12 protein-coding genes are annotated in these 11,662 nt (G+C 62.1%); 4 read left to right on the top strand and 8 right to left on the bottom strand.

Annotated features, from left to right (window positions below; translation table 11 throughout):
• Nucleotides 1-47: 47 nt before the first annotated feature.
• From lpcA to napE, 8 genes are all read right to left on the bottom strand, one after another.
• Complete coding sequence (lpcA, locus tag BLS60_RS10375) at nucleotides 48-635, bottom strand: D-sedoheptulose 7-phosphate isomerase (RefSeq protein ID WP_092367614.1); 588 nt, start codon at nucleotides 633-635, stop codon at nucleotides 48-50.
• A 7-nt stretch (nucleotides 636-642) separates the two neighbouring features.
• Nucleotides 643-1,932, bottom strand: a complete 1,290-nt coding sequence (locus tag BLS60_RS10370) for a M18 family aminopeptidase (RefSeq protein WP_092367611.1) — start codon at nucleotides 1,930-1,932, stop codon at nucleotides 643-645.
• A gap of 200 nt (nucleotides 1,933-2,132) precedes the next feature.
• Complete coding sequence (locus BLS60_RS10365; protein WP_092367608.1) at nucleotides 2,133-2,858, bottom strand: 4'-phosphopantetheinyl transferase family protein; 726 nt, start codon at nucleotides 2,856-2,858, stop codon at nucleotides 2,133-2,135.
• A gap of 21 nt (nucleotides 2,859-2,879) precedes the next feature.
• Nucleotides 2,880-3,476, bottom strand: coding sequence for a cytochrome c3 family protein (locus BLS60_RS10360; RefSeq protein WP_070881983.1), 597 nt, complete (start codon nucleotides 3,474-3,476; stop codon nucleotides 2,880-2,882).
• Between the two features lie 9 nt (nucleotides 3,477-3,485).
• Nucleotides 3,486-3,971: a nitrate reductase cytochrome c-type subunit gene (locus BLS60_RS10355; RefSeq protein ID WP_092367606.1), complete on the bottom strand. Its 486-nt coding sequence runs from the start codon at nucleotides 3,969-3,971 to the stop codon at nucleotides 3,486-3,488.
• An 11-nt stretch (nucleotides 3,972-3,982) separates the two neighbouring features.
• Complete coding sequence (gene napA / locus BLS60_RS10350; protein ID WP_092367604.1) at nucleotides 3,983-6,487, bottom strand: nitrate reductase catalytic subunit NapA; 2,505 nt, start codon at nucleotides 6,485-6,487, stop codon at nucleotides 3,983-3,985.
• On the bottom strand, nucleotides 6,484-6,744 hold the full coding sequence (locus tag BLS60_RS10345; protein ID WP_092367601.1) for a chaperone NapD: 261 nt from the start codon (nucleotides 6,742-6,744) through the stop codon (nucleotides 6,484-6,486). The genes napA and BLS60_RS10345 overlap by 4 nt, the downstream gene beginning before the upstream one ends.
• 26 nt (nucleotides 6,745-6,770) lie before the next feature.
• Entirely contained in the window at nucleotides 6,771-6,938 is a 168-nt protein-coding gene (gene napE, locus BLS60_RS10340) for a periplasmic nitrate reductase, NapE protein (RefSeq protein ID WP_070881987.1), read from the bottom strand.
• A gap of 290 nt (nucleotides 6,939-7,228) precedes the next feature.
• Here napE and BLS60_RS10335 point away from each other — a divergent pair, with 290 nt between their 5' ends.
• From BLS60_RS10335 to BLS60_RS10320, 4 genes are all read left to right on the top strand, one after another.
• Nucleotides 7,229-7,837: an outer membrane protein gene (locus BLS60_RS10335; RefSeq protein WP_070882056.1), complete on the top strand. Its 609-nt coding sequence runs from the start codon at nucleotides 7,229-7,231 to the stop codon at nucleotides 7,835-7,837.
• A 70-nt stretch (nucleotides 7,838-7,907) separates the two neighbouring features.
• Nucleotides 7,908-8,585 carry a response regulator gene (locus tag BLS60_RS10330; protein ID WP_070881988.1) on the top strand — a complete coding sequence of 226 codons (678 nt, stop codon included), beginning with the start codon at nucleotides 7,908-7,910 and terminating at the stop codon, nucleotides 8,583-8,585.
• Nucleotides 8,582-9,952: an ATP-binding protein gene (locus BLS60_RS10325; protein ID WP_070881989.1), complete on the top strand. Its 1,371-nt coding sequence runs from the start codon at nucleotides 8,582-8,584 to the stop codon at nucleotides 9,950-9,952. Before BLS60_RS10330 ends, BLS60_RS10325 begins: the two co-directional genes overlap by 4 nt.
• Before the next feature lie 281 nt (nucleotides 9,953-10,233).
• Entirely contained in the window at nucleotides 10,234-11,559 is a 1,326-nt protein-coding gene (locus BLS60_RS10320; RefSeq protein ID WP_070881990.1) for a dicarboxylate/amino acid:cation symporter, read from the top strand.
• The last annotated feature ends 103 nt before the right edge of the window (nucleotides 11,560-11,662 follow it).

The raw sequence follows: 11,662 nt of genomic DNA, 5'->3' as shown, positions 1-11,662 counted from the left end.
CTCAGGCGGCTTTTCAAGCTGCGGCGCCAGGTGACGCCGCAGCCTGCTCACGCGTAGTTTTCCGGGCTGAGGCTGCGCTCGACCAGTTCGATCAGGATGTGAATGACCTTGATGTGCAGCTCCTGGGTGCGGTCGGCGAAGTCGCCGCCCGGCGCGCAGATGCACACGTCGGCCAGACTTTCCAGCAGTGAGCCGGGCTTGCCGGTCAGGGCGATCACCTTGATGCCCAGTGCCTTGGCGGCTTCGGCGGCCTTGACCACGTTAGGGCTCTTGCCGCTGGTGCTGATGGCCAGCAACACGTCGCCCTCGCGGCCGTGGGATTCCACGTAGCGCGAGAAGATGTGGTCATAACCGAAGTCGTTGGCTACGCAGCTGATGTGGCTGGCGTCGCTGATCGATACGGCAGCGATGCCTGGGCGGTTCTTGCGGTAGCGCCCGGTGAGTTCCTCGGCGAAGTGCATGGCGTCGCACATGGAACCGCCATTACCGCAGGAAAATACCTTGCCCTTGGCTTCAAAGCTGGTCACCAGCAGGCGCGCGGCCTGCTCGATGTGGGTCAGGGTCTGCTCGTTGCCAAGGAAGGCATCGAGCGCGCGCTGGGCTTCGGTCAGGCTGTTGCGGATATGTTCGATCATGCAGGCCTCAGGGCAGGTCATGGCTGTTGTAGAAGGCGCCGAGTACTTTCACCAGATGCGCCAGATCCTGACTGCCGGCCAGCTCACGAATCGAGTGCATGGCGAAGGTCGGCAGGCCGATATCGACGGTGCGTACGCCCAGTTGGCTGGCGGTGATCGGGCCGATGGTCGAGCCGCAACCCATGTCGCTGCGGGTCACGAAGCTCTGTACCGGCACTTCGTTCTCCAGGCACAAGTGACGGAAGAATCCGGCGGTTTCGCTGTTGGTGGCGTAGCGCTGGTTGCTGTTGATCTTGATCACCGGGCCGGCGTTGAGCTTGGGGCCATGGTTGCTGTCGTGCTTGCTCTCGTAGTTCGGGTGCACACCGTGGGCGTTATCGGCCGAGACCATCAGCGAGCGCTGAATGGTGCGTACAAAACCGTCACCGTCCGGCAGCACGCGGCGCAGCACCTGCTCGAGCATCGGGCCGTCGGCCCCGCAGGCCGAACTGGAGCCGACTTCTTCGTGATCGGTGCACACCAATACGCAGGTTTCGTCGTCGCTGGCATCGAGCAGCGCCTGTAGGCCGGCGTAGCAGGACAGCAGGTTGTCCAGGCGAGCGCCGGCGATGAAATCCTGGTTGAGGCCGACGACCGCGGCGCTCTGGGTGTCGTAGAAGCTCAGTTCGTAATCCAGCACCGCATCGGCATTGAAATCGTGTTCCATCGCCAACTGCTCGCTGAGCAGGGCGCGGAAGTCTGCGCTTTCGCTACCCGCGAGCTGCGCGAGAATCGGCGGCAGTTCGTTTTGGGCGTTGATCGCCCAGCCCTGGTTGGCTTCGCGATTGAGGTGGATGGCCAGGCTGGGAATCACGGCAATCGGCTGGTAGAAGTCGATCAGGTCGCTTTCCACCTTGCCATCGCGGCGGTAGGTCACGCGGCCGGCCAGCGACAGATCACGGTCGAACCAGGGGGCGAGCAGGGCGCCGCCGTAGACTTCCACGCCAAGCTGGAAGAAACCCTGGCGTTGCAGCTCGGGGTTCGGCTTCACGCGCAGGCAGGGGCTGTCGGTGTGGGCCCCGACCAAGCGGATGCCCCCGTCGATCGGCGCACGGTGGCCCAGCTTGAAAGCGATGATCGAGGAGTCGTTGCGGGTCACGTAATAACGGCCGCCCGCTTCGGTCTGCCAGGGCGCGCGCTCGTCGAGGTGACGGAAGCCTGCAGTCTCGAGACGCATGGCCAGGCTGGCGGTGGCATGGAAGGGCGTGGGTGAGGCGTTGAGAAAATCGATCAGGCCTTGGTTCAGTTCTTCGCGCATGGGGCACTCCGGACGGCAATGCGGCCAAGTTTATCGGATTTGCCCGCGGCGCTGTTGACGTTTCCTTGCGTATGCTGGGATCAGTTCAGGTAGCCCGGTGTTGAGCGAAGCGATACCCGGGAGCTGTCTTGAGATCGGCGCCGTCTGCGCGTTCACCCTGGGGATCGCTGCGCTCAACCGCAGGCTACGAGAGCCGTTGATCAATCTGCGGCAATCGCCACCAGGCTGAGTAGCTGATTATCCAACTCGGCATACAGGCCACTGAGCTCGCTGCCGGCTGGCCACGCTTCGCTCAAGTCAATGAGCAGGCGCAGGCGTGCGGTCTGTTGCGCCGAGTCGATACTGAGCACTTCTGCATCTTGGAAATAGAAGCGCGTGAGCACTAGCGGATAGAGCGCCTTGAACAGGCTTTCCTTGAGGGAAAAGGTCAGGCTGATCTGCCAAGCCCGCAGCTCGGGCGTTAGAGGCGCGATGCGGCTTAGTTCGTCTGCGGTGAGAATCTCCCCCGCCAGCCGTTCGGCCCGTTCGCTCGACAGCCGCCGCTCGACATCCAGACCCAGGCCGCGCCACTGCTGCGCTGGCGCAACGATGGCGGCTGCCCAGCCCTGACTGTGGGTAATCGAGCCGCTAACCTGCTCCGGCCACTGTGGCGCGCGGTCCTCACCTACAGCTGGCACGCTTGCCACACCCGTTACCCGATACAGGGCTTCGCGAGCACACATACGCCCGGCCAGGTGTTCGGCCTGCCGCTTGGCAACGCCGCGAACCGGGTGCACACCAGCGGCCGCATAGTCGGCATCATCGACTAGCGCGGCGTCGAAATGCGTGCTGATCAGGTGCGCACCGAGCAATGGCTGAGTGAACGGCCAATGATCGTTTAGAGGGCTGCAGCAGCGGGGCAGGTGGGCTGTTTTCATGGCCGGCATTCTGCCGCGCTGCTCAGATCCTTACCAGCCGTGCACGCCGCTCATGTCCGGCAGTTTGTGGGCGATGCCCTTGTGGCAGTCGATGCAGGTGGCTTCGCCATTGGCCAGCGCGGTGGAGTGCATCTGCGCGGCGCGCTTGCTCTGGCGGGTGAAGTCCATGAAGTCGAAGTCGTGGCAGTTGCGGCATTCCAGCGAGTCGTTGGCCTTGAGGCGCGCCCACTCGTGTTCGGCCAGCTCGCGGCGTTTTTCGAGGAATTTCTCGCGGGTGCTGATGGTGCCGAAGATCTTGCCCCAGACTTCTTTGGAGGCTTGCATCTTGCGCGCGATCTTGTCCGTCCACTGGTGCGGCACGTGGCAATCGGGGCAGGTGGCGCGCACCCCGGAGCGGTTGTTGTAATGGATGGTGTCCTGCAGTTCGACATACACGTTGTCGCGCATCTCATGGCAAGAGATGCAGAACTGTTCGGTGTTGGTCGCCTCGAGCGCGGTATTGAAACCGCCCCAGAAAATGATTCCAGCGATGAAACCGCCCAGGGTCAGGAACCCCAGGCTGTAATGCACGCTGGGACGGCGCAGCACTGTCCAGTAAGCGCCAAGGAAAGCGAGCAGCGATTTCATAGTGCCTCCTCAGGGGTGCCCGGCGGGGTTGGCTTCTTGCTGCAAGAGCCGGTCGATGTTCTCGAAGCCGTTCTCCACCAGCGGCTTTACCTCGGCCTGGGTCACGTGGCATTGGGTGCAGAAATAGCGGCGCGGCGACATCGCCGCCAGCGGCTGGCCGTCACGGTCCATGTAGTGGGTGATGCTGATCATCGGCGCCTGGCTGCGCGCGCTGTTGGCGCGGCTGTGGCAGGCCAGGCAGCGGTTGCCGTACTTGTCCACCTGGTAGCCGGCGATGGTGTGCGGAATGGTCGGCGGTTGTTCCGGGTAGTTGCGCTCGCGGCGCATGTCCTTGTTCTCCTCGGGGGCGATGCGCGGCGCGGGGAATTCCTGGGTCAGGGTACCGCCGGGCCGCCTGCCATCCGGTGCCGGGGCATCCAGTGGGTAACCCAGGTCGGCGGCCAGCGCCACGCCAAAGGCGGCGAGCAGCAGCAGGGGCAGATAACGCACGTTCATCGCTGTTCTCCTCAGGCTGCGCTGATCAACTGGATCTTCACCGCGCACTTCTTGTAGTCGGTCTGCTTGGAGATCGGGTCGGTGGCGTCGAGGGTGACCTTGTTGATCAGCTTGTTGGCATCGAAGAACGGCACGAACACCAGGCCGCGTGGCGGCTTGTTGCGCCCGCGGGTCTCGATGCGCGCGCGAATCTCGCCACGCCGGCTGATCACCTTCACCTCGCTGCCGCGCCGGGCGTTGAGCGCGCGGGCGTCGTCCGGGTGCATGTACACCAGGGCATCGGGTACGGCGCGGTGCAGCTCGTCGACGCGTTGGGTCATGCTGCCGGTGTGCCAGTGCTCGAGTACGCGGCCGGTGCTCAGCCAGAACGGGTAATCGTTATCCGGCGCCTCGGCCGGCGGCTCATAGGGCAGGGCGAAGATGATCGCGCGGTTGTCCGGGTAACCGTAAAACTGCACGCCGCTGCCTTTGGCCACGTACGGGTCATGGCCTTCGCGGTAGCGCCAGCGGGTTTCCGAGCCGTCCACGACTGGCCAGCGCAGGCCGCGTTCTGTGTGGTAGCGCTCGAAGGGCGCCAGGTCGTGACCGTGGCCGCGACCGAATTGCGCGTATTCCTCGAACAGCCCCTTTTGCAGATAGAAGCCGAATGCCTTGGCTTCATCGTTGCGCAAGCTGCCTTCTGGTTCTTCAGTTGGGAACGCGTCCACCTGGCCATTCTTGTACAGCACCTCATAGAGCGTCTTGCCCTTGAGCTCGGGCGCCTTGGCGAGGAGTTCAGCGGGCCAGACTTCGTCGGTGGTGAAGCGTTTGGAGAACTCCACAAGCTGCCAGAGATCGGATTTCGCCTCGCCCGGCGCGCTGACCAGTTGATGCCAGAACTGTGTGCGACGTTCGGCGTTGCCGTAGGCGCCTTCCTTCTCGACCCACATGGCGCTGGGCAGGATCAGGTCGGCAGCCTGGGCGGAGACGGTCGGGTAGACGTCCGAGACGATCACGAAGTTGTCCGGCTTGCGCCAGCCGGGCAGCACTTCCTGCATCACGTTGGGGCCGGCCTGCATGTTGTTGCTGACCTGGGTCCAGTACACCTTGAGCACGCCGTCCTTGAGCATGCGGCTCTGCTCCACGGCGTGAAAGCCGGGTTTCTCCTGGATGGTGCCGGCGGGCAGCTTCCAGATCTTTTCGGCGGTGGCGCGGTGTTTCGGGTTGGTCACCACCAGGTCAGCTGGCAGGCGGTGGGAGAAGGTACCCACCTCTCGGGCAGTGCCGCAGGCTGAGGGTTGGCCGGTCAGCGAGAAGGGGCTGTTGCCCGGCTCGCTGATCTTTCCGGTCAGCAGGTGGATGTTGTAGATCAGGTTGTTGGCCCATACGCCGCGGGTGTGCTGGTTGAAACCCATGGTCCAGAACGAGACCACCTTGCGTTGTGGGTCGGCATACAGCTCGGCCAGCGCCTTGAGGCGTTCCGCCGGTACGCCAGATTCTTTGGCGGCGCGTTCCAGGGTGTAGGGTTTGACGAAGGCCGCGAACTGCTCGAAAGAGATGTCGCTCCAGGTATTGGCGTTCTTCGCGTTCCTCGCCTTCAGCTCCAGCGGATTGTCCGGGCGCAGGCCGTAGCCGATGTCGTCGGCGCCAAGGGCGAAGCGCGTGTGGTTGCTGACGAACTGCCGATTCACCGCGCCGCTCTGGATGATGTGGTTGGCGATGTAGTTGAGGATCAGCAAATCCGTCTGCGGCTTGAACACCATGGGGATGTCGGCCAGGTCGAAGCTGCGGTGCTCGAAGGTCGACAGCACGGCAACCTTGACGTCGGGCTTGCTCAGGCGCCGGTCAGTGACCCGACTCCACAGCACCGGATGCATCTCGGCCATGTTCGAGCCCCACAGCACGAAGCTATCGGTGGCTTCGATGTCGTCGTAGCAGCCCATTGGTTCGTCCATGCCGAAGGTGCGCATGAAGCCCATCACCGCCGAGGCCATGCAGTGGCGGGCGTTGGGGTCGATGTTGTTGCTGCGAAAGCCGGCCTTCATCAGTTTGTTGGCGGCGTAGCCTTCCCAGATCGTCCATTGACCGGAGCCGAACATGCCCACGGCCTGCGGGCCATGCTCGCGCAGCGCCTGCTTGAACTTGTCCTCCATGATGTCGAAGGCCTGCTCCCAACTGACCGGCTGGAACTCGCCCTGCTTGTCGTAGACGCCGTTCTTCATGCGCAGCAGGGGTGTGGTCAGGCGATCGACGCCGTACATGATCTTCGACAGGAAGTAGCCTTTGACGCAGTTCAGGCCGCGGTTGACCTCGGCCTTGATGTCGCCATGGGTCGCCACCACACGGTTGTCGCGGGTCGCCACCATGACGCTGCAGCCAGTGCCGCAGAAGCGGCAGGGCGCCTTGTTCCAATCCAGGCGCGTGGTGTCCGCGTCGGCCACTAGGTTGCTGGCGGTCGAGGCGAATGGCAGGCCTGCGGCGGCTGCGGCAATCGCGGCGGCCTGGGCCTTGGTGAATTCGCGGCGGGTCATGCTCATGGAGCGGCTCCTTCCGAGCTGAGGCATTCGTGATAAATCAGGGCCGCATTGAGCACGCCGGGCAGGGCGTTGATCTGCTCGATGCGCTGCATGATCAGTTGCTCGTCGGTGGCCTCGATCACCACCACGGCCTTGCCTTCTGGGCTGTGCTGATGCACTTCAAGGTCATTGAGCAGGCGCAGGTTGGCGAGCACCGCATCGAGCTGCTCGGGGCGGGCATGTACGACGAAACTGGCGATATGCAGGGGGGCGTCCATGTCGGGTTCTTGTGTCCGGTTAACGGTCAATGCGGCGGGCCGGGTGGGCCGAAGAGCATCTGCAGGAACCACACGGCGAACCCGTAGGCACCGACGAGGGCCACGGAGAGCAGCGGGAAGAGGAATATCACCAGGAACAGAAACAGCCGGCGTTCGCGGCGTTTTCCCCCGGTATCTTCGGATGGGCTGGGCATGGGCAGTTCTTCATCGGTCAGGCTGGTTGATGTGCCGCGATGCGAGAAACGGGCAGGGTGCTCGGTTCTCAGCGGTCTCTGTTTGTTATGCGTTGACTATAGTCACGTTTTCTGTGGGGGAATTGATCTTGGTCAATGATGCGGCGATTTTCCCTGTCAGTCGTGTGGAAATGGCCATTGGGCCGGCTGTTCAGGTGAGGTTCAGGAGGGGTTCAGCGAGGGTTCAGTCGACACCGGGCAGGATGATTCTCGAGTTTTTCATTCACCCACTGCCATTCGAGAGGCATCTCATGAAATCGACTCTTACCAAGCTGGCTCTGGCGACTTCCATGGTGTTCGGCGCTGCTACCGTCGCCCACGCCGACAACAATTTCGCCGGTCTGACCTGGGGCCAAACCAGCAACAACATCCAGAAGTCTTCGGCGCTGAATGCCAACCTCGGCAACCCGAACTTCGACAGCGTCATCAATAACAGCAGCACCTGGGGTGTCCGTGCCGGTCAGCAGAACGACGCTGGTCGTTACTACGCGACCTACGAATACATCTCTGGCAGCAACAACGGTCTCAAGCTGCGCCAGCAAAACCTGCTCGGCAGCTACGACGCCTTCCTGCCGCTGAACCAGGACGGCACCAAGCTGTTCGGTGGTGGCACGCTGGGTCTGGTCAAGCTGGAGCAGAACAGCGCGGGTGTCTCGCGTGACACCAATGTCGGGTATGCTGCCGGCCTGCAGGCGGGCCTGCTGCAGGAAGTCAACGAAAATGCCTCCGTCGAAGGCGGCTACCGTTACCTGCGCACCAATGCCAGCACCGAGTTCGCACCGCATGGCGAAGGCAAGGTCGGCTCTATCGACCTGCACAGCAGCGGCCAGTGGTACCTGGGTGCCAACTACAAGTTCTAATCTGTTGTAGCGGGTCCGGATCACCTCTGAGGTGATCCGGCTTCAATCCTGATGAAGAGGGAATACGACGATGAAATTGCTGGTCGTGGAGGATGAGGCGCTGCTGCGTCACCATCTCTATACCCGACTCGGCGAACAGGGCCACGTGGTGGACGCGGTCGCCAACGCCGAAGAGGCGCTGTATCGCGTCGATGAATACCACCATGACTTGGCTGTGATCGATCTCGGTTTGCCGGGCATCAGCGGGCTGGATCTGATCCGTCAGCTACGCAGCCGCGACAAGACCTTCCCCATTTTGATTCTCACCGCCCGCGGCAACTGGCAGGACAAGGTTGAAGGCCTCGCCTCCGGCGCTGACGACTATGTTGTCAAACCGTTCCAGTTCGAAGAGCTGGAAGCCCGCCTCAACGCCCTGTTGCGCCGCTCCTCCGGTTTTATCCAGTCGACTATCGAAGCCGGCCCGTTGCTGCTGGACATGAACCGCAAGCAGGCACTCATCGATGGTACTGGGATGGGCCTGACCGCCTACGAGTACCGCATTCTTGAATACCTGATGCGCCATCATCAGCAGGTAGTGCCGAAAGAGCGCCTGATCGAGCAACTGTATCCTGATGACGACGAGCGCGATCCCAACGTGATCGAAGTGCTGGTCGGTCGTCTGCGTCGCAAGTTGGAAAGCAGCAACGGCTTCAAACCTATCGAGACGGTGCGCGGCCAGGGTTACCTGTTCACTGAGCGCTGTCGATGAAGGCAGGCTTCAGGCGTTTGCGCGAGCATTGGGTCTCTTCCCTGCGGCTGCGCCTGATGCTTGGCAGTGCGGTGCTGGCAGTGTTGTTCATGCTGGCGCTGTTGCCCGCACTGCGCAGTGCGTTTTTGATTGCCTTGGAACAGTCAGTGGAAAAGCGCCTGGCCGCTGACGCCGGTGCGTTGATATCCGCAGCCCGTACCGACGAGGGCAAGCTGAGAATGCCCGAAAAGCTGCCTGACGAGGAATTCAATATTCCCGATGCGGAGCTGCTGGGATTCATCTATGACCGCGACGGCAATCTGCTCTGGCAGTCGCGCTCTGCCCGCGATATATCGGTCTCCTATCTGCCGCGTTATGACGGGCGTGGTGATCAGTTGCTGCGCGTTCGTGACCGCCAGGGCGTCGAATTTTATGTCTATGACGTAGAGATCAAGCTGCTGCGTGGCGAGAGTGCCGCGTTCAGCATCGTCACCATGCAGCCGGCCAGCGATACCCGCGCGCTGTACCACGACTTCATGACCCAGCTGTACCTGTGGCTGGCTGGCGCGCTGCTGGTGCTTCTCGGCCTGCTGTGGTTTGGCCTTACCTGGGGCTTTCGCAGCCTGCGCGGGCTGCGTGAAGAGCTGGACGAGGTGGAGGCTGGCACGCGCGACCGGCTCAGCGATGACCATCCCCGCGAGCTGCTGCGCCTGACCGGCTCGTTGAACCGCCTGTTGGACAGTGAGCGCCAGCAGCGTGAGCGCTATCGTCATTCGCTGGACGATCTGGCGCACAGCCTGAAGACGCCACTGTCGGTGTTGCAAGGCGCAGCGGAAGTCATCGCGGCCAAGCCTGAAAACCGCGAGCAGTCGCATATCCTGCAGGGGCAGATTGAGCGCATGAGCCAGCAGATCGGCTACCAGCTGCAGCGCGCCAGCCTGCGCAAAAGCGGTCTGGTGCGCCACCGTGTGCCGCTGGCGCGGGTGGTGGACAACCTCTGCGAGGCACTCGACAAGGTTTATCGCGACAAACAGGTGGCGGTGTTGCGGCAGTTCGATCCTTGGCTGGAAATCCCCATGGAGCGCGCCGCGTTGCTCGAGTTGCTGGGCAATCTGCTGGAGAATGCCTATCGCCTGTGCCTCGGGCAGGTTCGGCTTTCCGCGCGCATCGAGGATGGCGCCTGCCACCTCTGCGTCGAGGATGATGGGCCGGGCGTGCCGGTCGATCAGCGCGAGCGTATTCTCCGTCGTGGCGAACGCCTGGATGCTCAGCATCCGGGGCAGGGCATTGGCACCGCAGTGGTCAAGGACATCATCGAAAGCTACGAAGGTGAGCTGTTCCTCGAAGAGTCCGAACTGGGTGGCGCAGCGTTCCGGGTGCGGCTCTGATCCTGCCTTGCTAAGCGTGGTGGGAATCCGCCACGGTTAGCGAAGCCTTCGTGCGGAAAGCCGCCACGATGATCTTTCGAGCACCCTTTATTCCCTCCGAACACCCTGATAATCAAAGCTTTTACTGTTTTCATGTGTGTGGCATGGCCCTTGCTCTTGCTGCGTCAAGGTTGCGTTTTTCGCACCTCTAACAACCCCTCTAGGTCATGAGGGTTGGCGCCTAAACAAGAAAGTGGTGCGGACGTCGCAGGATGTCATTGCCGTGCCCATGAGGATTCACCATGACTGCCACAACGAATGACGTTGTCCGTCAACCGTTCTACAAAATGCTTTATGTCCAGGTACTGTTCGCCATCACCGTGGGCATCCTTCTCGGTCACTTCTACCCGGAAACAGGTGTTGCCCTCAAACCGCTCGGTGACGGTTTCGTCAAATTGATCAAGATGGTTATCGCGCCCATCATCTTCTGCACCGTGGTCAGCGGTATCGCCGGCATGCAGGACATGAAGGCCGTCGGCAAGACCGGCGGCTACGCGCTGCTGTATTTCGAGATCGTTTCCACCATCGCGCTGATGATCGGCCTGGTCGTGGTCAACGTGGTGCAGCCGGGCGTTGGCATGCACATCGATCCAGCTACCCTGGATGCCAGCAAAATCGCTGCCTATGCCCAGGCGGGTGAGGCACAGAGCACCATCGGCTTCCTGCTCAACGTGATCCCTTCCACCGTGGTCGGCGCGTTCGCCAATGGCGATATCCTGCAGGTGCTGTTCTTCTCGGTGATCTTCGCCTTCGCCCTGCAGCGCATGGGTGAGTTCGGTCGGCCAGTGCTCGAGTTCATCGATCGCATCGCTCACGTGATGTTCGGCATCATCAACATGATCATGAAGCTCGCGCCCATCGGTGCCTTCGGCGCCATGGCCTTCACCATCGGCCAGTACGGTGTCGGCTCGCTGGTGCAGCTCGGTCAGCTGATGATCTGCTTCTACATCACCTGCGTGTTCTTCGTGCTAGTGGTGCTCGGTGGTATCGCTCGTGCTCATGGTTTCAGCGTGCTGCGCCTGATCCGCTACATCCGTGAAGAGCTGATGATCGTGCTGGGTACCTCGTCGTCAGAGTCGGCGCTGCCGCGCATGCTGACCAAGATGGAAAAACTCGGCGCCAACAAGTCGGTCGTCGGCCTGGTGATTCCTACGGGTTACTCCTTCAACCTCGACGGTACCTCGATCTACCTGACCATGGCCGCGGTGTTCATCGCTCAGGCCACTGACACGCCGATGGACATCACCCATCAGATCACCCTGTTGCTGGTGCTGCTGGTGGCCTCCAAAGGCGCAGCCGGCGTGACCGGCAGTGGCTTTATCGTCCTGGCCGCTACGCTCTCGGCGGTCGGTCACCTGCCGGTCGCTGGCCTGGCACTGATCCTCGGTATCGACCGTTTCATGTCCGAAGCCCGCGCCCTGACCAACCTGGTCGGTAACGGCGTTGCCACTCTGGTGGTCGCCAAATGGTGCAAGCAACTGGACGAAGACACTCTGCAGCGAGAGCTGGCTTCCGGTGGTCGCCCTGAAGCCGTGATCGCTCCTGAGCCAACAGCCGGCAAGGTTTGATGATCGCCGATGTCGTCGACTTTCCCGGCTAGGGGAAGGTCACTGGCCCGCCCATCTGGCGGGCTTTTTTTGGCCTGTTACAAAGGAGGAGCACCAACTGCCA

This window comes from Phytopseudomonas seleniipraecipitans (assembly GCF_900102335.1).
GTDB lineage: Bacteria > Pseudomonadota > Gammaproteobacteria > Pseudomonadales > Pseudomonadaceae > Aquipseudomonas > Aquipseudomonas seleniipraecipitans.
Note: the sequence above shows the minus strand (reverse complement) of the source record. Positions and strands in the feature narration are given on the sequence as shown.